General features: G+C 49.8%; 22 protein-coding genes and 2 pseudogenes. 17 read left to right on the plus strand and 7 right to left on the minus strand.

Annotated features, from left to right (window positions below; all coding sequences use genetic code 11):
• Nucleotides 1-22: 22 nt before the first annotated feature.
• Nucleotides 23-907, plus strand: coding sequence for a hypothetical protein (locus tag NST26_RS09245; RefSeq protein ID WP_340954649.1), 885 nt, complete (start codon nucleotides 23-25; stop codon nucleotides 905-907).
• A 271-nt stretch (nucleotides 908-1,178) separates the two neighbouring features.
• Here the strand turns inward: NST26_RS09245 and NST26_RS34005 are convergent, their stop codons facing one another.
• Together NST26_RS34005 and NST26_RS09250 are read right to left on the minus strand one after the other, a co-directional pair.
• Nucleotides 1,179-1,331, minus strand: a complete 153-nt coding sequence (locus NST26_RS34005) for an IS3 family transposase (protein ID WP_445323366.1) — start codon at nucleotides 1,329-1,331, stop codon at nucleotides 1,179-1,181.
• Nucleotides 1,322-1,816, minus strand: a complete 495-nt coding sequence (locus NST26_RS09250; protein ID WP_340954646.1) for a hypothetical protein — start codon at nucleotides 1,814-1,816, stop codon at nucleotides 1,322-1,324. The genes NST26_RS34005 and NST26_RS09250 overlap by 10 nt, the downstream gene beginning before the upstream one ends.
• An 814-nt stretch (nucleotides 1,817-2,630) precedes the next feature.
• Between NST26_RS09250 and NST26_RS09255 the strand changes: the two genes are divergently transcribed.
• The 6 genes from NST26_RS09255 to NST26_RS09280 all read left to right on the plus strand — a co-directional run bounded on the left by NST26_RS09255 (nucleotide 2,631) and on the right by NST26_RS09280 (nucleotide 11,339).
• A complete protein-coding gene (locus NST26_RS09255) occupies nucleotides 2,631-3,815 on the plus strand; it encodes an acetyl-CoA C-acetyltransferase (protein ID WP_340954644.1) in 1,185 nt (394 codons plus the stop codon).
• A 34-nt stretch (nucleotides 3,816-3,849) separates the two neighbouring features.
• On the plus strand, nucleotides 3,850-4,593 hold the full coding sequence (locus NST26_RS09260) for an acetoacetate decarboxylase (protein ID WP_340954642.1): 744 nt from the start codon (nucleotides 3,850-3,852) through the stop codon (nucleotides 4,591-4,593).
• 46 nt (nucleotides 4,594-4,639) lie between these two features.
• Nucleotides 4,640-5,308: a CoA transferase subunit A gene (locus NST26_RS09265; RefSeq protein WP_036721470.1), complete on the plus strand. Its 669-nt coding sequence runs from the start codon at nucleotides 4,640-4,642 to the stop codon at nucleotides 5,306-5,308.
• The gene (locus tag NST26_RS09270; RefSeq protein ID WP_036721471.1) at nucleotides 5,301-5,957 is read left to right on the plus strand and encodes a 3-oxoacid CoA-transferase subunit B; all 657 of its coding nucleotides are present in this window, start codon (nucleotides 5,301-5,303) and stop codon (nucleotides 5,955-5,957) included. Before NST26_RS09265 ends, NST26_RS09270 begins: the two co-directional genes overlap by 8 nt.
• A 98-nt stretch (nucleotides 5,958-6,055) precedes the next feature.
• Entirely contained in the window at nucleotides 6,056-10,375 is a 4,320-nt protein-coding gene (locus NST26_RS09275; RefSeq protein ID WP_340954637.1) for an S-layer homology domain-containing protein, read from the plus strand.
• Between the two features lie 82 nt (nucleotides 10,376-10,457).
• Nucleotides 10,458-11,339, plus strand: coding sequence for an Rpn family recombination-promoting nuclease/putative transposase (locus NST26_RS09280; protein WP_340958112.1), 882 nt, complete (start codon nucleotides 10,458-10,460; stop codon nucleotides 11,337-11,339).
• 84 nt (nucleotides 11,340-11,423) lie between these two features.
• Here NST26_RS09280 and NST26_RS09285 read toward each other — a convergent pair.
• From NST26_RS09285 to NST26_RS34015, 3 genes and pseudogenes are all read right to left on the minus strand, one after another.
• Nucleotides 11,424-11,702, minus strand: a pseudogene (locus NST26_RS09285) (short-chain dehydrogenase); the annotation flags it as partial.
• 78 nt (nucleotides 11,703-11,780) lie between these two features.
• Nucleotides 11,781-11,843: pseudogene (locus tag NST26_RS34010) on the minus strand (hypothetical protein); the annotation flags it as partial.
• Nucleotides 11,830-11,904: a MerR family DNA-binding transcriptional regulator gene (locus tag NST26_RS34015; protein WP_155991183.1), complete on the minus strand. Its 75-nt coding sequence runs from the start codon at nucleotides 11,902-11,904 to the stop codon at nucleotides 11,830-11,832. The pseudogene NST26_RS34010 and the gene NST26_RS34015, both read right to left, overlap by 14 nt.
• A 228-nt stretch (nucleotides 11,905-12,132) precedes the next feature.
• On the opposite strand from NST26_RS34015, the gene NST26_RS09295 reads away from it, so the two are divergent.
• A complete protein-coding gene (locus tag NST26_RS09295; RefSeq protein ID WP_340954636.1) occupies nucleotides 12,133-12,738 on the plus strand; it encodes a DUF1349 domain-containing protein in 606 nt (201 codons plus the stop codon).
• Between the two features lie 40 nt (nucleotides 12,739-12,778).
• Here NST26_RS09295 and NST26_RS09300 read toward each other — a convergent pair whose 3' ends face one another.
• Entirely contained in the window at nucleotides 12,779-13,324 is a 546-nt protein-coding gene (locus tag NST26_RS09300; protein ID WP_340954634.1) for a hypothetical protein, read from the minus strand.
• Nucleotides 13,325-13,447: 123 nt separating this feature from the next.
• Here NST26_RS09300 and NST26_RS09305 point away from each other — a divergent pair, with 123 nt between their 5' ends.
• A complete protein-coding gene (locus NST26_RS09305) occupies nucleotides 13,448-14,044 on the plus strand; it encodes a TetR/AcrR family transcriptional regulator (protein ID WP_340958110.1) in 597 nt (198 codons plus the stop codon).
• A gap of 22 nt (nucleotides 14,045-14,066) precedes the next feature.
• On the opposite strand, the gene NST26_RS09310 is transcribed toward NST26_RS09305, so the two are convergent.
• Nucleotides 14,067-15,029 carry an NADP-dependent oxidoreductase gene (locus NST26_RS09310; RefSeq protein ID WP_340954632.1) on the minus strand — a complete coding sequence of 321 codons (963 nt, stop codon included), beginning with the start codon at nucleotides 15,027-15,029 and terminating at the stop codon, nucleotides 14,067-14,069.
• Between the two features lie 183 nt (nucleotides 15,030-15,212).
• Between NST26_RS09310 and NST26_RS09315 the strand changes: the two genes are divergently transcribed.
• The 8 genes from NST26_RS09315 to NST26_RS09350 all read left to right on the plus strand — a co-directional run bounded on the left by NST26_RS09315 (nucleotide 15,213) and on the right by NST26_RS09350 (nucleotide 23,639).
• On the plus strand, nucleotides 15,213-15,800 hold the full coding sequence (locus NST26_RS09315; protein WP_209872679.1) for a TetR/AcrR family transcriptional regulator: 588 nt from the start codon (nucleotides 15,213-15,215) through the stop codon (nucleotides 15,798-15,800).
• A gap of 66 nt (nucleotides 15,801-15,866) precedes the next feature.
• On the plus strand, nucleotides 15,867-16,805 hold the full coding sequence (locus NST26_RS09320; protein ID WP_209872675.1) for an aldo/keto reductase family protein: 939 nt from the start codon (nucleotides 15,867-15,869) through the stop codon (nucleotides 16,803-16,805).
• An 18-nt stretch (nucleotides 16,806-16,823) separates the two neighbouring features.
• A complete protein-coding gene (locus NST26_RS09325; protein WP_340979056.1) occupies nucleotides 16,824-17,846 on the plus strand; it encodes an SDR family oxidoreductase in 1,023 nt (340 codons plus the stop codon).
• 177 nt (nucleotides 17,847-18,023) lie between these two features.
• Nucleotides 18,024-18,683, plus strand: a complete 660-nt coding sequence (locus NST26_RS09330; RefSeq protein ID WP_340979057.1) for a class I SAM-dependent methyltransferase — start codon at nucleotides 18,024-18,026, stop codon at nucleotides 18,681-18,683.
• Between the two features lie 131 nt (nucleotides 18,684-18,814).
• The gene (locus NST26_RS09335) at nucleotides 18,815-19,012 is read left to right on the plus strand and encodes a DUF1877 family protein (protein WP_340980827.1); all 198 of its coding nucleotides are present in this window, start codon (nucleotides 18,815-18,817) and stop codon (nucleotides 19,010-19,012) included.
• Between the two features lie 69 nt (nucleotides 19,013-19,081).
• Nucleotides 19,082-20,086 carry a CapA family protein gene (locus NST26_RS09340; protein ID WP_445323367.1) on the plus strand — a complete coding sequence of 335 codons (1,005 nt, stop codon included), beginning with the start codon at nucleotides 19,082-19,084 and terminating at the stop codon, nucleotides 20,084-20,086.
• Between the two features lie 231 nt (nucleotides 20,087-20,317).
• The gene (locus tag NST26_RS09345; RefSeq protein WP_340979059.1) at nucleotides 20,318-22,039 is read left to right on the plus strand and encodes a sensor histidine kinase; all 1,722 of its coding nucleotides are present in this window, start codon (nucleotides 20,318-20,320) and stop codon (nucleotides 22,037-22,039) included.
• Between the two features lie 40 nt (nucleotides 22,040-22,079).
• A complete protein-coding gene (locus NST26_RS09350) occupies nucleotides 22,080-23,639 on the plus strand; it encodes a response regulator (protein WP_036721496.1) in 1,560 nt (519 codons plus the stop codon).
• Nucleotides 23,640-23,775: the final 136 nt, after the last annotated feature.

Raw genomic sequence — 23,775 nt, forward strand, 5'->3', positions numbered from 1 at the left:
AATAAAAAAAGTAGGTGTGGGTGTGAATTATTTAAGGAATAATTATAAAGAAATTTTGGGTTTTATTCCATTTATTATGATTATTATAGGGATTATAATATTCAACAATTCTATTGAAAAAAATCAAAGTGAAGCTGATAATAAGACAGTGGGATTTCAAACATGGCAAAAAAATGTTCTAAAAGACAATTCACCAGATACTATTGAACTAAGGGAAGCAATAAATCCAGATAATCCTATATATGATATATACGATATTCTAAATACTATTCAAGTATTAGGAGTCAAAACTCTGAAAGATTATAAGGCATTTGTGAACTTGAACTCAAGAATTCCATCTTACATTAAAAAACCTGTTACATATACAATTGATAAGTCTATCAAAGAGTCTAAAGATATCTATTATGTGGAGTTTCAAGATGATAATGGGAATCCGTTAAAAGATCAAAGTGGCAAAAAGATGATTTATAAGGATGGAGATACAATAGATATTCCTCTGTCTAGGGAGCCATATAAGTATGTTTTTATACGTGGCAATGATATTATACCTTTTGTATACTCCTCAAGTGAGCAAATTGGAAAAATTTTGGATATAACTACAATACCAATAACATACATAGATAATGAAACAGTCGCTTCAACTTTATATCGTAACATAGATACAATAAAAATAGGATCAACAAACTTAAATATTCTATTTGTTGATCCTGCAAGTGTAAATAAAGCTTTACCGTATCATTTTATATTTAAGATTAATATTACCGATCCTAATCAAAACAATAATATAATATGGATAATAGGTATTTCTTTATTTATAATAATTATTATAATATTAGTCATAGTTTTTAGAGAGCAAATAACATATTTTGTTCACGATATAATTGACCGTATAAGACGAAGGATGTAGGTGCATTTTAATGTGCCTCCAGGCTGGACACAGTGGGGTATCGTTTTATTTTCGACAAGCCTTACTGTTGCCGAGTTTCCTTGTCGGGAAAAGGGTGTTTTTTTTCTTGCCAAGGACGACGTAGATGAATGACAATGAATGGCGTGAGAAGCCGGAGGCTGTACCGCCAATTATTGTCATAGGAGCGGCGAAAGCGAAAAAATAAAAGGAGACGTTATGGGTTGTGAATTGCACCCCATCAAGTAGACAGTACAATAAATAAAAATATCAATTACGCGGTCTTCGTCCTGTTTTCCATGGAAAAGATGGCGTTTAGTTTTGCCTGCAAACGATCGTAATTGTAAAAATGGATGTAAGTATTAACTGGTCTCTTCAGTTCTTCAAAGCTATGGTAGGTATGAAGATAAAGGCATATTACTCGGATTGAGTTGTACGCCTATTATTGAGTGTTGGCTTTACTCTATTCTCTTCTGTATACCATTTTTTCTTTACGTTATTATTGCTCAAAAACTGTTCGAGCACGAAAAGATTTTCCACGGATGAATAATCATCAACTGCTCTCTTATATAATTCGTATTCATTAGAAAACTTCCCAGATACCCTCTCTTTATAAAAATCTTTTAAACGATCGTATATATGCCCCTGACGTCGAACACATTTTTGCTTAATATTTCTAACTGTCCGTTCGCAATCCAGATGCTCATACTCCTTGTATGGGCTTTTCCTTTTGCAGTCTTTTTGTTTCAAGGTTTGCGTGGCAAAATAATTGCCGCAATGATTGCATTTCCAAAACTTATATTCAAACAACACCAAATAATGCAGGACTGAAAAAATTATATCTTCCACTGAAGAACAGGAGTAAATGAATCGATACGCTGTTTCGCTATTTTCAACAAATACCTTTCCCATGCTGAAATCATAATTATAATTCAAACAAACATATTGATATGGGGAAATTTTTTTTATTGATGGAGTTTACTCTATATTCCAATTTATAAAGTGGGTTTAACTCTCTAAGCTCAATCTTGTACGTGAATGTTAAAGATAAGAAATGTTTTAACACCTCAAATTCACTCACGGACAACCGTTATTCTTGGTGATGATTTCATTCAAACAAATCTTGTGTCTACTACTGTATGAGCGACGAGATTGCGATCCGGTTCAAGGAATCGGTGCAGATTTTGATTGAGGAGAAGGATAAGAAGGGTGTTCTAAGGATCTGAATAGCTACGGATAACGCCTCCAGACCCAAGTAAGGGTCGGAGGCGTTTTTTTAAATAGAAGAATTTATATGTTTCACGTTTTAAATTATCCTTCTATTTCTCGCTGAAACAGTACCGTCCTTTAAAAGGACGGCAAAGCTGTTTCCGCTTGTGTGAAATCTTTTGGTATGTTTTCATGCGTTTTTCTGAAATAACCATTAATAACCAGAATATCAAAGGAAATGATAGCATGACCTCGTTGGGGAGTGTACAAGGGCCGAGAGCTATTTGTATGTAAAATTATGTATATTTTTGAGTGTTGAGGAAACCGGCGTTTAGGCTTACACTGAATATGTAAATAAATACCAAATATTCAAATGGAGGAAGGCGATCAAGGCGGCATAGCGGATCAAGCTAATCAAGCTGATTAAGCCGATCTAAGCCGTAACGCATACTCTCTCATACATCGTGATCATACCCGCACGTAAGTCCACTACAATCAGAAAGGAATGTGAGATTTTGTGAACAGAGTTGCATTGGTAAGTCCCTTACGGACTGCAGTTGGTTCATTTAACAACGGACTTTCGACACTGAGTGCTACAGAATTAGGAGCGAACGTGATGACGGCCTGCCTTCAGCAAAGCCATGTAGAGCCTGCGTTAGTGGAGCAGATCTATCTGGGCAATGTCCTACAGGCGGGCGAGGGCCAGAATCCTGCCAGACAGGCGGCACTGCAAGCCGGTATCCCTATTGAAGTCCCTGCAACAACTATCAATACCGTTTGCGGTTCAGGTCTTCATGCCGTCGCTTTAGCTTACAACTCTATTCGGGCTGAACAAGGGAGTGTCCTTATGGCCGGAGGGATGGAGAGTATGTCGAATGCCCCTTATGTGCTGAGAAATGCAAGAAACGGCTATAAGCTTGGAAACAGCGAGCTGATAGATACCGTGGTCGCTGACGGGCTGACCTGCCCGATCAATCATTACCATATGGGCATTACAGCCGAGAACATTGCCGAGAAATATCATATTTCACGACTGGAGCAGGATGAATTTGCTTATGACAGCCAGATCAAGGCCGCCGAAGCTAAACGGAAGCAGGTGTTTGCAGAGCAAATTGTGCCTGTGATGACCACCAGCAAAAAGGAAACTGTATGGTTCGCGGAGGACGAGCATGTAAGAGGAGAGGTCAGCAAAGAGAAGCTTGCTCATCTAAAGCCTGCTTTTAAAGAAAACGGATCGGTGACTGCCGGAAATGCCTCGGGGATCAATGATGGTGCGGCGGCTGTGCTGGTCATGTCGGAAGACAAATGCAAGGAGCATGAGGTAGAGCCTTTAGCCTATATTAAGGGGTATTCACTGGTTGGCGTAGATCCTGCCTACATGGGAATGGGTCCGGTAAGAGCCATTAAGTCGCTGCTTAAGAATCAGGATATCCCTCAAGAAGCTATCGATCTGTTCGAGATTAATGAAGCCTTCGCGGCACAGGCCATAGCGGTATTGCATGAGCTGGAGATTAACCCGGAGAAGGTGAATGTCAATGGCGGCGCGATTGCGATTGGACATCCTGTCGGGGCAAGCGGAGCCAGAGTGTTAGTTACACTGGTGCATGAAATGGTACGGAGATCGTCGCATTACGGTATAGCCAGCTTGTGCATCGGAACGGGGATGGGCATTGCCATGCTGGTCGAGAACGCACGCTATTAACACAACGCTGACAGAAAGGGAGTTTAAGATCATTATGAATGCAAAAGAGGTTCTTGTAATGCAATCCATGCCTGCGGCCAGTCCGGGTTACGGGCGTCCGCCTTACCGCTTCATTGACCGTGAATTTATGGTCATCACTTATGAATCTGACCCTGCGGCGATCAGACAGGCGGTCCCGGAACCCTTGCAGCCGGATGGAAGTAACACCGTGTCTTATGAATGGATCAAGATGCCCGATTCGTCGGGTCTGGGAAGCTATGAGGAGAGCGGGATCGTGATTCCGTGTACCTTTCAGGGGGAGCCGTGCAATTTCGTGGCCCAGATGTATCTGAATAATGCGCCTGCCATTCTGGGAGGACGGGAGATCTGGGGGTTCCCCAAAAAGTGGGCCTCTCCCCGCCTGACAGTTGCAGGAACAGAGACGCTGACTGGCACGCTGCATTATAACGATGTCCTGGTGGCTGTGGGAACCATGCCTTACAAGCATAACCTGCTGGATACAGAGGACACAGCTAGAGCTATCGCCAAAACTCAAGTGAATCTGAAGCTCATTCCCGATGTGGATGGGACCCCCAAGATTGCGCAGCTGGTTGCCTACACTCTTGAAGATGTTCACGTAAAAGGCGCTTGGACCGGGCCGGCCCGCTTAAGCCTGATCCCCCATGTGAATGCCCCTGTGGCCGATTTGCCGGTGAAGACGTACCGCGGGGGAAAGCATTTCATTGCTGATCTAACGCTGCCCTACGGCAAAGTCATTCATGACTATATCATCCAGTAGCCTGTAGCCAGCTTTTCTCCAATAATAAACAAGGAGCCTGAAATCTATGATAAACAAATTAATCTCTGCCGAAGACGCCGTGAAGAGAGTGAAGGATGGAGATACCGTGATGGTCGGCGGTTTTCTGGCTGGAGGCCACCCCGAAGAATTGGTGCGTGCGCTTGTCGAGACGCAGTCAGCCGGTCAGCTCTCGCTAATTTCCAATGATACCGGCACCCCGGAATTATCGATCTATAAGCTGGTCAAAAGCGGCCGGGTCAAGCGGATCTATGCCTCCTATATCGGCTCTAACCCGGAAACGGGAAGACTGCTGATGACCAAGGAAGCTGAGGTGAATCTCTATCCGCAGGGCACGTTAGCTGAGAAAATCCGGGCTGGTGGAGCGGGGCTGGGTGGTGTGTTAACCCCTGTAGGAGTAGGGACGATTGTAGAGGAAGGTAAGAGGAAGCTCGATATTGAAGGGAGGGAATATTTACTCGAGCTGCCTCTCCATGCAGATGTGGCACTAATTCGGGCCCACAAGGCGGACGAGGCCGGGAATCTGGTGATTGACGGCTCTTCCCGAAACTTCAATTTCGTGATGGCGATGGCGGCGGATTATGTAGTAGCTGAGGTAGATACTTATGTGAAGCTCGGGGAGATTGATCCCAATCATGTCAATGTCCCGGGAATTTTGATTGATGCCATTGTAAAGGCGGGGAATACGCATGAATAACCGGGAATTCATTGTGAGAAGAATCGCCCAGGAGTTCAAGGACGGCGATGTGGTGAATCTGGGGATCGGTATGCCGACCCTGGCAGTCGATTATATTCCTGATCATGTTCAGATTATGCTACAGGCGGAGAACGGAATACTTGGAGTCGGCCCCAAAGCGGCGAAGTCAGAAGAAAACATCGACTGCATCGATTCTGGCGGCAGCTTCGTGACCACGATGGCCGGAGCTTGCTATTTTGACAGCGCGGTCTCCTTCTCGATCATCCGTGGGGGGCATGTGGACATCACTGTGCTGGGTGCGCTTGAAGTCGATGAGCAGGGCAATCTGGCAAGCTGGATGATTCCGGGGAAAAAAGTACCAGGCATGGGCGGAGCTATGGATCTGGTAGTCGGGGCTAAACGGGTCATTATCGCCATGGATCATGTGAGCAAGGACGGACAGCCGAAAATAGTGAAAGACTGCAAGCTCCCCCTGACGGCGGTACATGTCGTAAACACGATTGTCACTGAAATGGCGGTCATCGAGGTGATCCCGGGCCAGGGGCTGATGCTGATGGAAATTGCACCGGGTCTGACGGTGGAAGACGTTCAGAAGGCTACAGGGGCCGAGCTATGGATCTCCCCGGACCTGAAGGGGATTGCTGTCTAATACAATAAAATTTAATATGTTTACATTGTGATGACTCTACGAACATATTACGCCGTTATGCTGTCTACTAGAACAGACAACAAGGAGCGTGAAAGTTCGTGAGTAATCATCCATTTGTAAAGAAAGTATTAAGCGGGATCTTGGCTATGACGGTTCTGCTTCCCATCCTTACACCTGCTCTATCTCCGTTACCGACTGCCTTTGGGGATGCGGCGGAACCCAGCGGTGTCGTGAAGGTAGAGGATTTTGAACAGGTACGCTTAGCGGATCTAACCTTTGACAGTGCCCGCATTCACAGCGGCAGTCTGGCGCTTGAGACCAATCCGAAATACGTACATAGCGGAGCAAAGTCCCTGCGGATTGATTATGACTTCATTGGCATAACCGATAATCCGTCTCAGGTTGCCGTGGGTCCGGCGACTCAGCTGCCGCTCTCTAACCGAACACCTAAGAGAATAGGGATGTGGGTATATGCCAATCAGGAAGGCCATGGCCTGACCTCCAAGTTCTACGTGTCTTCCACCGGCAAATCCAAAACGTATGAAATCAGGAGTGAAGAGACCGGGATCGACTGGAGCGGCTGGAAGTATGTTGAGGCGGATATAGGTTCAGACCTGACCATGCCGGGTACACTGGCCTTCTACTTCCAGATGAAAGAAAGACAAATGAGCAAAAAGAATAAAGGCTCGATCTGGATTGATGACGTCAGGCTGATCTATGATGAGCCGGTTAATGAAGATATGGATGTGCCTGTGTTAAGTCCAGCGGCACCGGCTCCTAATCAAACCTTGAGCGCCCCTGTCTCTGACATTATTCTGTCAGCGGAGGATGCCAAGTCGGGCATTGACCCGGATTCCATCCGGTTAACGGTGGATGGTCAGCCTGCGGCACCGTCAACTTATGTCTATGATCTGAATCATAAGCAGATTACCTATCACCCGGAGCTTCCGCTGGCCGGAGGTTATCATCAAGTGCTGGCAGAAGTGAAGGATATGGCCGGCAATCCGGCAGCGGCAGAATATGCTTTTCAGATTGAGCATGGAGCCAGATTTACCTTGGAAGCCCCGGAGGAGGCCGTCAGTAATGAGACCTACCGGCTGAAGTTGAAGGCAACGGATGTAGGCGAGGCTAAGAGCTTTCATGCCAGAATCAAGTTCGATCCAGAGACATTGCAGGCCAATGTAATTAATGCACGCTCCGGCCTCAGCCAAGTGCAGACAGTTCTTGATAATACAGGCGGCTATGTTGAAGTCAGTGCCGAGGGATTGCAAGGGGATCAGGCGGATGCGCTGGCAAGTATTGATTTTGAGGTGAACCGCTCTGCGAAAATGGAACGCGGCGAGACGGCTAAGCAGATGGCTATGGTGGAAGGCAGTTTCGGGTATGAAAGCGGGACGAGAGTTCCTTCCTTAGCCTCCCCGCATAGGTATAAGATCGGGTTTCCTTACAAGCTCAGTATCAAGGGATCAGCGCTGCACACTCAGAGTATCATCACGGTTACCTCCCGCGCAGGAGCGCCGGTGGAAGGAGCCGGGATTGATTTTAGCGATACCAGCGGTCCTCAGACTTATGTGCGTGTAACCGCCGATGGGTCCAAAGTATATGCCAAAGCCGATCCATCGTCCGCAGTGTTGCTTGCTGTAGAGAAAGACGCGCGGATGTTCGCCACAACAGGCAGTGCCTCCGGATTCATCAAGGTGTATTTGCCGGATGGCAGCAAGGCAGGGTACATCTCATCCGCAGATGTGGAGCAGAGTGATCTTACCGCAGGAATAGGCTTGACGGATGCCAAGGGAGAGATCTATACGTCCCTGACGAACCTTGCCATTGGCACTTGGAGCGTTCAGGCTGTCAAGGATGGCGGGACCAGCGAGAGTACCAGTATGAATGTTGTAGCTCCGTTTGGCGGGGCAGATCCGCAATATGTGCAGACCTTTGTGACCGAAGATATGAAGACGATGATGAGCGTAGGGTGGCAGAGCGCGCCAAGTGTTCAAGAAGCTTACATCCAGTATATGAAAGATAGTGATTGGGTGGATAGTGATCTGACGAATGCTCCGGCAAAAGCAGCCACGCAGCGCGCGCTCTCCGAGGTGGAGGTCATTCCTGAGGTTGCAGGCGGACCTATGGGCGAAATCAAGCTTCATAACGCATTAGTCACGGGTCTTGAGCCAGGTACGGGCTATCATTACAGAGTTGGCTACGAAGGCCATTGGAGCGATTGGTCCAATTATAAGACGGTGGAGGCTGCGCCGGACAAACCTGTTTCCTTTGTATTTGTAACCGATTCGCATACCAAAGGGGACAATGGGCTGGAGACCTATCAGCAATTGATCCAGAATGCGTTCACGAATTATCCCGATACCCAGTTCGTTATGCATGGCGGTGATATGGTTGATGATGGGGCGGTTTTGAATGAATGGAACCAGTTCTGGCAAGCCTCGTCGATCTATACCTCCTCTGTTCCTTCAGCGTATGCCATGGGGAATCATGATGTAAAAGGGGGAGGAAAGTACATTTTCGCCAAAGGATTGGGGCTTCCTAATAATGGGCCAGAGCTCCAGAAGGAGTATGCCTATTCGTTCGATTCAGGAGAGGTGCATTTCGTGGTACTGAACTCCGAAGCAGACGAAGTCACGATGGGCAAGCAAGCGGAGTGGCTGCGGGAGGATCTTCTGAACAGTCATAAAAAATGGAAGATTGTCATGTTCCACAAACCTGCCTATCATACCGAAGATGGACGCGGCAATCTGATTGAATACACACAGACTTATTTTGCCCCTATTCTGGAAGAATTGAAGGTCGATCTGGTGCTGGAAGGCCATGACCATGTATATGCGCGCACCTATCCGATGAGCAAAGGCAAGCCGCTGCCAAGCGGAGAGCAAGGAACAGTCTATCTGGACGGCGGAGCGTCGGGCTGGAAGTTCTACGATGGAAGCAAATACGAGTATCTTGATTTCATGTTTGACGAGGATGTTCCCGTCTATTCTGCCATTCAGGTAAGACATGATGAGATCATCATCCAAGCCCGCACTACGCAGAGCGCAGAATTAATTGACAACTATACGATTGTGAAAAAGGATGAGCGGACAGTGACTTCCGTGGCCGTAGCCCCGGCCGAATTGAAGCTGAATGTCGGCGACACGCACGCGACGGTGCTTACGGCTACCTATAGCGATAACTCCACTGCCGATGTCACGAATCAAGCGGTATGGACATCTTCTAATGAGCGGGCAGCTACAGTAGACGCCCAGGGTATCATTCATGCCGTTGAAGTGGGAGAAGCTACCATCCAGGCGAATTACGGTAACATGCCGCCGGTGAAGCTATCGGTAACGGTTCAGGCAGAAGGTACGGTGCCAAAGCTGCTGAAGCTGACCGCCGAGCCTGGCACACACACCTTACAGGTGAACAAGCAAGCAGTTTCCGTGATTACAGCGGTATATGACAATGGAGCAAATATAGTGGTTACGGATCAGGTTCGTTGGACAACTTCAGATCCTGCGGTCGCCTCGGTATCGGACAAGGGGATCATTACGGGTATTGCAGCGGGGGACGGGGTAACGATTACTGCTTCCTTCGGCGGCTTAACCATTGCGATTCCCATCGTGGTTGAGGGCGGAACGGTACCGGTGGCAACGCCGACGCCGACACCAACGCCAACGCCACAATCGGGAGGAACACCGGCAGTAACGCCAGCACCAAAGCCGGCGGTAACACCGACAGCAACACCGTCATCGACAGCAACGACGACACCGGTACCAACACCGGCTATAACTGCCGGTCCCGCAAAGCCAACGGTAACCAGGCCTGTCCTGAAAGACACCTTGGACTTAGATGCGCTTAAATCTATCGTTGCAAAAGGCCGGACGGCTGCAGTTGTCAAGTTCCAGGATGTACCTGCCGTTCTGTGGAGTGCACCATTCATTGATCGTGCAGCCCGGATGGGGATGATAACGGGTTACGCGGATGGTTCATTCCATCCTGAAGCCAAAGTAACACGCGCTGAGTTTGCTGTAATGCTCACAAAAGCTTTTGGCCTCACGGGGTCGCAGGGGACCGGATTCTCCGATACGGAGGGACATTGGGCTTCGAAGGCACTTGCGGCGCTTCAACAGCATGGAGTCATTCAGGGCTACGCCGATGGTTCCTTCCACCCCAAACAGGAGATCACCCGCGCGGAAGCTGTGACTATGCTGGCGCGTCTTACGAGCTATGTTCCCGGCACACCGGCACCATTCTCCGACCTCCCGGCAAGCTGGGCGGCAGAGCCAATTAATGCCTTCGCTAATGCAGGCATTGTCACAGGGAAAGGCAATGGCGCCTTCAAACCAAAGGATTCTGCTTCCCGCGCTGAAGCCGTAGTGATGATCGTCCGGCTCATGGATAAGCTTGTTGAAGCGGGTGAAAAGTAGGATAAGTAGACAAAGCTAAAGCTTCTGAGCAGACAAGGGCAGCCCCATTTATTCGGGGCTGCTCTTTTTTTAGCAAGGTAAAATACCTTTACCACATGATGAGGCTTTTAAGAAGCTGCTGGAGACGTTTTTTCAGGAATTTATTGAGTTGTTTTTTCCTGAGCTTGATTCGATGCTGGATTATAATGAGACCCGGTTTCTGATGCAGGAATTGCTGGTGGATATTGTTGGTGAGGAAGCGCGGGAACTGGATCTCCTGCTGGAAATCCGCTACAAAGGACTGGACGGTTATATTCTCATTCACCTGGAGCCGCAGTCGTATCGGGATTCACGGTTTCATGAACGGATGTTTATTTATTTCAGCCGTCTATTTGAGCGCTACCGCAAAGAACATAAGCTGATTATTCCGATTGCCATCTTCACTTCAGATGAGATCAGGGAGGAGCAGGACACCTTGGAGATGGTTATTCCTGAGCACCAGATTCTGCGCTTTCAGTTTCTCAAGGTAGAATTGCGTAAGCAGAACTGGCGAAGATTTATTGATTCAGACAATGCAGTAGCTGCTGCGTTACTAGCTAAGATGGGGTATACTACAAGAGAAGCAAGAGATGTGCGCCGGGAGTTCCTGCGCATGTTCATGAAGCTGAAGACACGGCTCGATCAAGGACGGCTGGCGCTTGTGATGTCAGTGGCAGATTTATATTTCAAGCCGGACCGGGCCCAGGATGAAGAGATCATAAAAGAATTAATGATACAATACCCGGAGGAGGGTGAAGCGATTATGGAACTCATGCCAGCCTGGAAGCGTTGGGGATATGAAGAAGGTATAGCTGAAGGCATAGAACAGGGAATTGAACAAGGCCAGACGGAGATCATCCGTAAATTACTCCTTCACGGACTTACTCCAGAAGAGGTATCCAAAGCGGTGGAGTTACCGGTAGAGAAGATTAAGAAGCTGATGTAAGCGGAGTTCTATCATATTATGCGTACGCCCAAACAGACCGTCTACCCTAAGACGGTCTGTTTTCGTATGTTCCGATTCAATCTTTTATTCAATATAGCTCCTTGTCGCCTCATACATTTGCACTGCATATTTGTCAATCTGCTCCCGTGACATGCGCAGACGGTCTACGGATGTGCCGTATCCGATCTCCAAGAGTCCTTCAGTGAGTCCCTGGAAGATCCCGTCCGTGAATGCATCTAACGGCTCGCCATGGACATGCAGTCCTGATCCGCCGAGATCCGTATTCACAGCAGGCGGGGCAATCTCAATGACTTCAACGGAAGACTCAGAGAGCTGAAACATGGCAAGCCGCAATGCAATCGTGCTGTCCCCCTCCGCCATCCAGTCTACATATTGCCTGATCTGGCTTATGGGCATCTGTGTGTTTTTCAGATAGAGGATGATCTTAAGGAAAACGAGGTGATCCTCCGTAAAAATCCGCCTGCCCGCTTCATCCCGCTCCATCCCGCTCCATCCGGGGCAGTAACCCCTGCTTCTCATAAAAACGTATGGTAGATTCCCGAATCCCCTAACCGCGTTGCCGCTTCGCCAATGGAATAATAGTTCATCTGGAGGCCTCCAATTGATTGTTTAGGTGTCGACAGTTATAGGATACGACTTAAACCAAGGGTTAATTCAACCTAATTTATAAGAGTCTGTCAAAATATTACTATTGGTTAGTTTTCCATTTTGCTATATTATGAGAATGCGTTTGCATTCCATGAAAATTATCCAAAAATAGGAGGACTACCAAATGACTAAGACTGATTTTGCAGCGTACCAATGGATGAATGAAGGGAACATCAGGTTTGAGGATGACAGTATTATAATAGAGGCCACTGCTAACAGTGATTTTTTCTGCAATAACGGGGCGGTTGCGGAAGAAGGGCTGACGCCTGAGAGTCTGACCAACGCGCCTTTCTTCTATACTGAAGTATCCGGGGATTTCGTGCTGCGGGTGAAGGTGAGTCATGACTTCCGGGACACGTACGATTCTTCTTCCATTATGATTATGCAGGATCTGTCGGTCTGGGCGAAGGCTTGCTTCGAGCTGACAGATTTTGATACCCATGCGGTGGTCAGCGTAGTTACGAACCAGACCTCGGATGATGCGAACGGCTGCAATATTGAGGGTAATGAGGTATGGCTGCAGGCCGCCAGATCCGGGAATGCCTTTGCTTTTCATTATTCGACCGACGGCGTACGGTTTGACATGATGCGTTTCTTTAACCTTCCGGTGGGAGACTCAGTCAAGGTTGGGTTATTGGCGCAGGCCCCTACTGGCGATGGCGGGGATAGAATCTACAAGCATTTCTCACTGGAACAGCGGACGGTGAAAAATATAAGAGCCGGCATATAAGCCGGCTTTTTTTCGATGAACCAGCTGCTCCTGCCGGAGCTTAGTTCGAACCTTTGGCCTGTCTGGGCCAGATGAAATAGGTAACAGTGATGATCAGGTCAATGCCGACCACCACGGACCATACAGTCAGGATACTTAACAGCGCCTCCGTGCGGGCGGCATCGTCGATCCACAATATCAATCCATACAGAATACCGGCAGCGAGCACAAAAGAGAGCAAGTGCTTCACCCAGCCCTTGAAATAATGCTTGGCATGGTCCATGCCGTAACGCTTGGCCGGCTTCGTCCCTTGCTTGGTAACATAGTAGCGGAAGCGTTCGTCGGCCCAGGCGATCATGCTTTTACCGAATACAAGAGACACAGAAATATACACAGCCGCAAGAGCATGTGCTGTCGTAGCGGTAGCGCCCCGTGCCAAATCCACGCCGGAAATCAGTAACAGTAGGATATCGAGGACCGGAGTCATCGCCAGGAAAATGAGCCCCAGTGTAGGCCGCTTGAAAATATAACGTGCTGTAAAGCCTGCAAGAATGACCACCCAGAACAAGACCTCACAGGTCACAATCGCCCATGCCACCAGATTCATATAGCACCCCTTGTTATTGTTGATAGTAGTTATAGCCTAGTCGAAGTATAACAGCGGATTTTAAATAATACAATCGTATCATTTAAATTGTGCTTATCATTTCGGGTATGCTACAATATGGTCATGCCAAAAATTGTAGATCATTCCGAACGAAAATCGAATATAGCCGAAGCCACCTGGCGGGTCATTATCCGGCAGGGAATCAAAGGGGCTACGGTGCGTAATATTGCTGCCGAGGCGGGTGTTTCTTTGGGCGCACTGCGCCATTATTTCTCCACTCAGCATGAATTGCTGGAGTTTGCTATGAATCTGGTGAAGGAGCGCGTAACAGCGAGGATTGTGGACATTATGCAGTCGGAGCTTCCTCCGCGGGAGCAGATTATGAAGGTGCTGCTGGAGCTGCTCCCTACGGACGACAGCAGCATGGCTGAGATGGAGGTATGGTTCGCATTTACCTTCCATCTCAAGACTGGTGGGGAGAAGCCTGTTGAGCTTAATGATGCGATCTATCCGCTGATTGTGCAGATTATTGACTACCTGGATCAGCACGCACTCTTCAAGCAGGGGCTGGATAAGGGGGATGAAGCCGAACGGCTGTATGCCCTGATTGACGGCCTGGCCCTTCATGCCATGCTTGAGCCTGACAGGATGAATAAACAACGTGTGATCCGGGTGCTGAATGTTCACCTGGAATCTATCTGCACTCCAAGTACGACATAACAGCCTGGTTCTGTATAATGTTCTATCCCTGTCTCAGGATCACTAATTTCCCCCGAACCTTCCGGGTCTCATAATGATTATGCGCACCTACTATCCCCTGCATTGTAAACGGGAAAATCTCCTCCACATGCACCTTAAGCTTATGCTCGCGGACTTGCTGGATAATGGAAGCCAGATCCTTTGGGTTCGGCTCGATATAGGCAAACTGGGCCTCGATTCCGCGAACCTTGGGGTGGGTGGTGATCAGCGGGTCTACCAGGGAGATTAGCCTGCCGTTGTCCCGCAGAATCTGAAGGTTCTTCTGTTCGGTTGCTCCTAATCCAGTGTCCGCATCAATGGAAGTTTCTCTCACCATATCCAATACAATATCTACTGTGCCGGTTGCTTCTGCGAAATCAGTGGTCGTGTAGTCAATAACCTCATCGGCTCCAAGCTGCCGCACAAATTCATGATTATACTCCCGGGCGGTGGCCAGGACATAGGCGCCGTGCTGCTTGGCCATTTGCACCGCAAGATGTCCTACCCCTCCAGCGCCAGCGTGAATAAGAATCCGCTGGCCGGAATGCAGCTTGCCGTACTTGAATAAGGACTGCCAGGCAGACAAGGCAGAGGCGGGCAGGGCGGCAGCTTCCTGAAAGGAAAGCTCAGGCGGAATAACTACCGCTGAGTTCTCTTCCAGAGCTAAGAAGTCTGCGTAACCGCCGCCGGACCTGGAGAGCCCCATGACGCGGTCGCCCACCTTCAGCCGTGACACATTTTTCCCAATCGCCCTCACTATTCCGGCTACTTCTACTCCCAGCACATGGGGGAACTGCAGCTGCATGACCTCCTTGAATGCGCCTGAGCGCACCAGTTGATCAGCGGAACTGACAGTTGTGGCGTACATTTCAATGCGCACCTGAGTCTCGGTGATAGCGGGAGTAGGGAGTACCTCTTCTGTGAATACTTCGGGATTACCATAATGCTGAATAGCAATTGCATGCATAGCTGAATCCTCCGATCCGTGTATTTTGAGTCTCTGTTGATTTACGGGTAGACGTTCACTATAATGATCCTACCAGTGTGGTATAGCTGCATCAATTGCTAGAATTTCGGAATGTGTTCAGTATTGTACAGAATCTGTAGAAGTGTTCAAATCAATTCGAACGGGGCGAAGAAGGGGTTATTTATGGATAGAAGGATACGTAAATCGCAGGAGGCTATTATTGAAGCCTTTATCCAGCTGATTGCAGAGAAGAACTTCGAACAAATTACGATAAACGAAATAGCCGAGCGGGCCAATGTAAGCCGGGGCACCGTTTATTCGCATTATACCGACAAATACGATCTGCTGGACCAGTGCATCAGGACACATTTTGTCAAGCTGATTGACAGCTGTCTGCCGTGCGGCGAACAGGCGCTGTTTCCTACTGAGGCGGCTCTGCACTATACATTCCGTTACCTCGATGAGCATGCTTCGTTCTATGCAGCGGCGCTGGCTAACCAAGGGGTTCCCGCGTTCCGAAATCGTCTGCAGGCGGTACTGATACGGGGATTCGACAAACAGATGGATATGGGCGGCATTAACAAGATGATGGACAAGGGAATCCTGGTGCAATTTCTGGCTGTGGCAATGACCGGCATGATCGAACAGCTGGTTACGCGTGCAACGCCTTATTCAGCAACAGAGCTATCCGGGCAATTGTGGGCACTCATGGAGCGTAACCAGATGGTCCCGCCGTCCGCTCCGCTTTCTATTTCTACCAAATTGTTCTAGAATGAATAGGTGCATATAGCAACCGGTTGGTGGGAACTGCCGGATTCAGAGAGGAGCAGAGGATTAATGAAATACCGCAGATTAGGTGGGACCGGACTTAAGGTCAGTGAGATTAGCCTGGGAAGCTGGTTGACCTACGGAGGATATGTGGAGCAGGACAATGCCGTTAAGGCCATTGAAACCGCTTACTCCCTGGGCATTAATTTTTTTGATACCGCGAATGTCTATGAGAAGGGGGCGGCGGAAAAGGTGCTGGGAGCTACCCTGAGCAGCTATCCGCGCGAATCCTACGTGCTGGCGACCAAGGTGTTCGGGGTCATGGGTGACGGTCCCAATGACCGTGGTCTGTCCCGGAAGCATATTACCGAGCAATGCCATGCCAGCCTGAAGCGGCTGGGCGCTGAATACGTGGATCTGCTCTATTGTCACCGGTATGATCCGGAGACCCCGATCGAGGAGACGCTGCGGGCGCTGGATGATCTGGTCCGTCAGGGCAAAGTGCTCTATGTGGGGGTCAGTGAATGGACAGCGGCGCAGATGACCGAAGCCCTTGCGGTTGCCGACCGGTATCTGCTGGATCATATCGTGGTCAATCAGCCGGTCTATAATATGTTTGAACGTTATATCGAGAAGGAGATTATCCCGCTTGGGCAGCGCAAGGGAATCGGACAAGTCGTATTCTCTCCGCTCGCTCAAGGTCTGCTGACCGGCAAATACAGCTCGGTCTCCGAGATTCCGGCAGACAGCCGGGCTGCCCGGCTCGACTGGATGCGCAAAGGAATTACGGAGGAGAAGCTTACGAAGGTTCAGGAGCTGGGCAAGGTTGCCGCTGAACTGGATATCTCTGTAGGCAATCTGGCACTGGCCTGGATTCTGCGCCAGCCGAATGTATCCAGTGCCTTGGTCGGCGCGAGCCGCCCTGAGCAGGTGGAGGAGAATGTAAAGGCTTCCGGCATTGAGCTGAATGAGGATATACTGGCCCGAATTGAAGAAATTATCGGTTAAGAGAGAGGGAGGATACAGATGAAGGTTCTATTTATCGGAGGTACGGGACTTATCAGTCAGGCGGTTTCCCGGCTGGCAGTAGAACGGGGAATAGAACTGTATCTGTTCAACCGTGGAGAGCGCAGCGGCTTCGTGCCTCAGGGCGCACAGGTGATTCAGGGCGATATCCGTGACAAAGAGAAGGCAGCCGAGGCGCTGAAGGGGTATGACTTCGATGTTGTTGTGGACTGGATTGCCTTTACGCCGGAGCATGTGCAGACAGATGTTGACCTGTTCACAGGCAAGACGCAGCAGTATATCTATATCAGCTCGGCTTCCGCTTACCAGAAGCCCCAGCGTAATTATCTGATTACCGAAGAGACTCCGCTGGTGAACCCTTATTGGCAGTATTCCCGGGATAAGATTGCCTCCGAGCAGCTGCTTCTGGAAGCGTATCAGAGCAGCGGCTTCCCGGTGACCATTGTCCGTCCATCCCATACGTACGGAGATACAGCTATTCCGGCGGCGCTGACCAGCTGGAGCCATCCATGGTCTCTGGTGGAACGCATCCGCAAGGGCCAGCCGCTCGTTATCCATGGCGATGGTACCTCTCTATGGACATTGACGCATAATACGGATTTTGCCAAAGGCTTCGTTGGATTGCTGGGACTTCAGGAGGCGATTGGAGAAGCGGTTCATATTACCTCGGATGAGGTACTGAACTGGAATCAGATCTATGCGGCCATCGGGGAGGCAGCCGGCCGTGAGCCGAAGGTTGTACACATGTCTACGGATTTCATCGTTGCGAATACCCCGCCGGGAACAGCGGACGGGCTGATCGGGGATCAGGCGGTCAGCAGTGTGTTCGACAACAGCAAGATCAAGCGTCTCGTTCCTGACTTCGCCGCTACTGTGCCGTTCGCTGAAGGGGTGAAACGGTCGGTTGCCTGGTTCGAGGCCCATCCAGAATTGTGCACAGTCGACCAGGATTGGTCCAAAATGCTGGACGGATTGATCGCCAGGCACGGCGTTGATGCGAAGCTTTTGACCTATTACGTGTAAAGAGAACTAATAGTATCTATCAGAATATTTCTTCATACCGGAACAGGTGCTGTCCATAGAGGATGGTGCCTGTTTGTGTATAAGCAGTGTCAGGTTATAACCCAGGTATAGCATGAAACCCGGATTCGTGAATATACTCTGACTACCGAAATCCCCACGAGTAAAGGAGTCCTGGTCATGCCGACACATCCTTACGTCTCCCGTTTTTTTGTGAATACCGATGCACGCCGTGACAAGCTGATTTATGATTTGCCGGAAGCCTGGTGGAGCCGTCCTTATGAATATGAATGGTGTACCCATTTCATATCACCGCATGATGTCGTGCTGGATGCCGCCTGCGGGATCTCTCATCCGCTCAAATTCTATCTTGCCGAGCATAGCGCTGAGGTCTATGCCTGTGATAAGGATGCCCGGATTCTGTCGCATGAAGCGATTATGCAGAATATCACCGAGGATGTCGGAGCAGCTGCAGCCCGTCAGGTAGAGGCCGGACCTGTGAACAGGCTGCACTTGGCCCAGGCTGATCTGACATCACTGCCTTATGAGGATGAGAGCTTTGATACGGTTTTTTGTATCTCGGTGCTGGAGCATCTGTCTGTGCAGGAAGCGGTCCTGGCCGTCCGTGAGTTTCATAGAACGCTTAATGGAGAAGGACTGCTGGTGCTGACCTTTGATTATCCGACCGTCAACCTGCCGCGGATGAATGAGATTCTGCTCCAGGCCGGATTTCAGTATTGGGGCGAGACGGATTTCAATCTTCCGGCAGATGCCGTGCGTACAGACCAGTGGGGCGGCCTGAGCTGCTTCCGGGCAGTGCTTAAAAAAGCGCAAATCTAGCAAAATTCACCCATCATTTGGTTGTTTCCTTCCATTGTAGTAGAATAGCTTCAAGGGCAGAAGAAAGAAGGAGACAATCTCATGGGGATGATCGGCAATTACCTGGCTGTACATGCTGAATTGCTTCAGCTCTGGAGGGAATAGAAGAAGCCTGGCTGAGGGAACACTACCCTTTCCGGCAGATGATGGAGGAAGGAATCTACCCCCTTATGGAGGATGATGAGGCGGAAGAATTCTTTGATTATATCTATACGTATTTCAAGGCCATCCGGGAGTTCTACCAGCAGGCAAGCGCGAGTGCATCCTGCGTTGTGTTCTATATTTCCTAGTCACAGTCATTATTATATTACATTAGAAAAAGGAGCTAGAGAACGTTGCGCAGATATGCTGTTATATTCATGATTCTGCTTCTGCTGGTCCCCGCTGCGGGGATAAGCGCCCAAGGGACTGCTCCGCAGGAGGAGATCCGCCTTACGTTTGCCGGGGATATTCTGCTGGACGGCTTTGTCGGCGACCAGATTGCCAAGCATGGCGTGGATTTCCCGTTCGCCAAGGTAGCACCTGTGCTGCAGAAGGCCGATCTTGCTTTTGCCAATCTGGAGACTCCAGTCTCCGTGCGCGGGGCTGCGGCCAGCAAGACGTTCGCCTTCCGTTCCAAGCCGGCGGCACTTGCGGGATTAAGCAAAGCGGGGATCGACGGCGTGAGCGTAGCCAATAATCATATTCTGGATTACGGCCGGATCGCGATGCTGGACACGCTGATTCATCTGGATAAGAACAATATTGGACACACCGGTGCGGGTGCTAATATGGATGAAGCCTTCAAACCGTATGTCAAGACCGTCAAGGGCAAGCGGATCGCCGTTCTGGGTACAAGCCGTGTGCTGTCTGACCCTTCCTGGTATGCAGGCAAGAACAGCCCGGGAGCAGCCTCAGCCTATACGGCAGAGCCGCTGCTAAGTGCGATTAAGAAGTCTGCCAAGGATAATGACTATACGGTTGTCTATATTCACTGGAATCAGGAATTCAAGGATTACCCGGAAGCGTATGCGCGGAAGCTGGCCAAGCAGATGATCGACAGCGGGGCAGATATCATCCTGGGCGCGCACAGTCATTGTCTGATGGGTATTGAATATTACAAGCATAAGCCGATCTATTATTCACTGGGCAACTTTGTGTTCAACCGTTCTACACGGGGCGGAGACAAGACCTTGCATTCCATGCTGGTTAACTTCACCATTAACCCGTCAGGGGTAACCAGCAGCATTACACCGGTCAAAATCATTGGCGGCCAGCCGAATTTCATGGGGGATGCCTACAATAAAGAAACCATTAAGAAGCTGAACCAGCTCTCCTTCAATGCGAAGATTGCAGCGAACGGGGCAGTCGGTGAGAAGCTGTGAAATAAGCCGGCGTAACAGTTCTTATCCATGAATCTGTATGATCCATCTCTTATAGCCCGGGGAGCCGCTTCCTAATCCTCCCTGGGCTGTTTTGCGTTTTCCCGGTATTCTTCATTTTGTGCTATTCATTCTTAGCATTGTGCTAACAGCGCGGAGTGAATCTGCTCTACAATATGAATATTAGTTCTATAGAATAGCTGTAACGAATTCCATGCAGAGGATGTCCAGTGAATGATGCCCAAGCTTAAGAAGTACATGCCTTTCACCTATAAAATGATGATTCCTTATCTGCTGCTGGTTCTGCTTACAGATGTGTTCATCGGCTATATCTCCTATTCCATGCTGACCGATTCCAGGACAGAGATGGCCGAGTCCAACATCCGTACAGGCATGGAGCAGTCGAGGAACAATATCCGCTATCAGATGGATGAAATACAGCGGATGTCGGACAACCTGTTCGGCAGCCAGCCGTTCCAGCGTGCGCTTGAGCTGAAGGGGACGCCGTTTGAGATCTATCTGACGATGCTTGACGAGATTATCCCCCAGATTACCGCGCCGCTGCAGCTGTTCGGGAACAAGATCCGCTTCATGCTCTACACCCCGAACTCAGATCTGAACATTGTGTCCGGTGATAATCTGGATGAGCCGATCATTACCAGCGATTACTATATTCTGCCGCTGGACGATATTACAGGCAGTCCATGGTATCGCTCGCTGAAGGATTCCAAGCGTGATAATTTGTGGCTGCAGATTGATACGGACCAGAAGCTGGGCAACCTCTCGCATGTACGCAGACTCGTCAACTTCAGTGATTACAAGTCGCTGATCGGTTATGTGCGGATTACGGTATCGCTGGAGGACCTGTTCGGCGGCTTCGACACCTTCCCGCTGGAGGAAGGAATTACGCTGCGGCTGGTGGAGGAGACCACTGGGGACGTTCTGTTCCAGCGGGGTCCCGCCAATAATAGCAGCGGGGAGGGGAGCTTCCTCAGGCTGCAGGAGCAGATTCCGGGCAGTAACTTCATTATTGAAGCGATGGTTCCGCATAAATATCTCACTCAGGATGCCGGACGCCTGCGCCGTGTGATTATCGCAGTCTGCAGTCTGAGCTTCCTGGTTATGACCCTGATCGGGTATGTGGTAGCACGGATATCGGGACGCAAAATGAGCCGGATCGTAGGCCTGGTACGCTCCTTCCAGGACGGGAACTTCCAGAAGCGCATCCGCTTCTCCGGTAATGATGAATTCGTGCAGATCGCGGATTCCTTCAATGATATGGCCTCCAACATCCAGGGGCTGATCAACAGCGTGTATGTGCAGGGAATCCAGAAGAAGCAGGCGGAGCTGGAAGCCCTGCAGGCACAGATCAATCCGCATTTTCTATATAATACACTCTCTACCATTAGCAGCTTGGCCAATCTGGGTGAGATCGGCAAGGTCACGGAGATGGTCCAGGGGTTGTCCCGGTTCTACCGGCTGACGCTTAATCAAGGCAATGTCTATATTGAACTGGAGAAGGAGCTGGACCAGGTGGCTACTTACTTGGAGATCCAGCGGGTCAAATATGCGGATGCCTTCACGCTGCACGTGGATGTGGACGAGGAGATTCTGCACATGCAGGTGATTAAGCTGCTGCTTCAGCCTTTTGTCGAGAATATATTCAAGCACGCCTGGTTCGGTGAGACCATCGCCATCCGGCTGACCGGCAAGCGGGTGGGGGACAATATTGAGCTCAAGGTAATCGATAACGGGATTGGCATGCGTCCTGAAGTGGTTAAGCGTATGATGCAGGGGCCGAGCCAGTCAGGCGGTTACGGTGTGAAAAATGTGGATGAGCGGATCAAGCTCAGATACGGCGATGCTTACGGGGTGAGCATTGCCAGCTTCTACGGAGGCGGGACAACCGTGCGGCTGCTGCTCCCTGCCGGGCTTCAGGGTGATGAGGAGCTGTAAAACTTAGGGTCAGTTACACCTACAGGAGGACAAGATTGCGATGAGTATCAATGTATTGCTGGTTGACGATGAAGCGATTGATCTGGAATGGCTGCGGCGCAGAGTGCTGGCCAGCCCGCTGGATCTTGCAGTGGTAGGAACGGCGAACAGCGGCTTCAATGCGCTTAAGATCATGGAACAGGAGCGGGTGGATATCATCCTGTCCGATATACGGATGCCCATTATGACGGGGACGGAATTCGCGCGCCGGGCGAAGGTCATCCATCCAAAGGTCAAAATTGTCTTCATCAGCGGCCATGAGGATTTCAGCTATGCCAAGGAAGCGATTGAGATCAATGCCTCCGGTTATTTATTGAAGCCTGTGGAAGACAAGGATCTCTACGACATGCTGGAATCCTTGTCTGCTGCTCTGGAGCAGGAACGGGAGAAGAACCGTTCATTTACCGAGGCGCTGTCCCTGGTGAACAAGGAGCTGATTCTGCGCTGGTTCGAGGATGCATCGCCTGAGCCGGCGGAGCAGCATCTGCGCAGTGCCCTGAATCCGCTGCTCATGAAGGGGGCGGCTGCAGCGATTATTGAGATTGATGATCTGGAATGGAAAATGCGCGACCTGTCCGAGGAGGATGCGCGGGTCAAGACGCGGCAGATGGCCGGACTGATCAGAGCGTTCGTAGAGAGCACCCAGCTGGGAACGCTGATTCCTGTCCATCATCACCGGTTCGTCATTCTGTGCAGCCTTCCGCAGGACAGCTTCCTCAGTCTGCTGGACGAGCTGATTAAGCAGATGGCCGGGAGCTCACCCTGCACCTTAACCATCGGGGTCGGGCGTTACGCCCAGGATGAGGCGGGGCTGCATGAATCCTATCAGCAGGCAACGGCTGCACTCAGTGCGAAGTGGCTGCTGGGCAAGAACCGGCTGATCCGCGATAATCTGGAGTCCTCCCCGCGCGGGACGCCGGGGGCGAGGATTGAACAGACCGTTGTGCAGCTGCTGGAGGCTATCATCCAGTACGATCTGGTGGCGATTGACGATCATCTGCTGGAGCTGTTCACGAATGCGGGCAAGAAGGATGTCTATGAGCTGATTATCCGGATCACCTCCAAGCTGCATGCGGACCTGCAGCAGCAGAATGAGAATCTGTATGAGCTGCTCCAGTGGGAGTCTCATCAGCCGGACATCCTGTTCCAGTTCGAGACGATTCACGATATCCTGTCGTGGATGAGACGGAGATTCTTCGAGCTGTCGGAGCTGCTGTATGTGAAACGGCAGCGGCAGAAGCGCAAGCTGATCGACGAGATTATGAATTATGTGGAGGAGAATCTGGAGAAGAAGATCACGCTGAAGGAGGTAGCCGCCCACTTTGACTTCACCCCGAATTATCTGGGCTTCCTGTTCAAGGAAGAGTATGGGGTTCCCTTCAGCGAGTATGTTAACGAACGCAAGACAGGCAGAGTGTTCGAGCTGCTCAGTGATCCGACGCTTAAGATCTATGAGATAGCCGAACGGATGGGCTATAAGAATATTATCTATTTCAACCGGCAGTTCAAGCAGATCACCGGCATGACGCCGGGGGAATACCGCAAGAAGCAGAAAATCTAAGCTGATGATTACCAAACGTTGCCAGTCCTGATTTCCAAATCAGAGGCAACGTTTTTTGTTTTTTTGGAAAGTATATATTTAAACGGATCGTTGAAAAAGTATTACTTTTAGTTGATAGCCCTAATCCACACCGGAA

The organism is Paenibacillus sp. FSL R7-0128, from assembly GCF_038002245.1.
GTDB classification, from domain to species: Bacteria; Bacillota; Bacilli; order Paenibacillales; family Paenibacillaceae; genus Paenibacillus_AQ; species Paenibacillus_AQ silagei.

Excerpts from the sequence above, each read along its gene's own strand:
- NST26_RS09340 (WP_445323367.1), top strand. The coding sequence starts at position 19,082 with ATGATTCTGCTTCTGCTGGTCCCCGCTGCGGGGATAAGCGCCCAAGGG.
- NST26_RS09295 (WP_340954636.1), top strand. The coding sequence starts at position 12,133 with ATGACTAAGACTGATTTTGCAGCGTACCAATGGATGAATGAAGGGAAC.
- NST26_RS09270 (WP_036721471.1), top strand. The coding sequence starts at position 5,301 with ATGAATAACCGGGAATTCATTGTGAGAAGAATCGCCCAGGAGTTCAAG.
- NST26_RS09345 (WP_340979059.1), top strand. The coding sequence starts at position 20,318 with ATGATGCCCAAGCTTAAGAAGTACATGCCTTTCACCTATAAAATGATG.
- NST26_RS09330 (WP_340979057.1), top strand. The coding sequence starts at position 18,024 with ATGCCGACACATCCTTACGTCTCCCGTTTTTTTGTGAATACCGATGCA.
- NST26_RS09265 (WP_036721470.1), top strand. The coding sequence starts at position 4,640 with ATGATAAACAAATTAATCTCTGCCGAAGACGCCGTGAAGAGAGTGAAG.
- NST26_RS09350 (WP_036721496.1), top strand. The coding sequence starts at position 22,080 with ATGAGTATCAATGTATTGCTGGTTGACGATGAAGCGATTGATCTGGAA.
- NST26_RS09305 (WP_340958110.1), top strand. The coding sequence starts at position 13,448 with ATGCCAAAAATTGTAGATCATTCCGAACGAAAATCGAATATAGCCGAA.
- NST26_RS09260 (WP_340954642.1), top strand. The coding sequence starts at position 3,850 with ATGAATGCAAAAGAGGTTCTTGTAATGCAATCCATGCCTGCGGCCAGT.
- NST26_RS09310 (WP_340954632.1), bottom strand. The coding sequence starts at position 15,029 with ATGCATGCAATTGCTATTCAGCATTATGGTAATCCCGAAGTATTCACA.
- NST26_RS09320 (WP_209872675.1), top strand. The coding sequence starts at position 15,867 with ATGAAATACCGCAGATTAGGTGGGACCGGACTTAAGGTCAGTGAGATT.
- NST26_RS09315 (WP_209872679.1), top strand. The coding sequence starts at position 15,213 with ATGGATAGAAGGATACGTAAATCGCAGGAGGCTATTATTGAAGCCTTT.
- NST26_RS09325 (WP_340979056.1), top strand. The coding sequence starts at position 16,824 with ATGAAGGTTCTATTTATCGGAGGTACGGGACTTATCAGTCAGGCGGTT.
- NST26_RS09250 (WP_340954646.1), bottom strand. The coding sequence starts at position 1,816 with ATGGGAAAGGTATTTGTTGAAAATAGCGAAACAGCGTATCGATTCATT.
- NST26_RS09300 (WP_340954634.1), bottom strand. The coding sequence starts at position 13,324 with ATGAATCTGGTGGCATGGGCGATTGTGACCTGTGAGGTCTTGTTCTGG.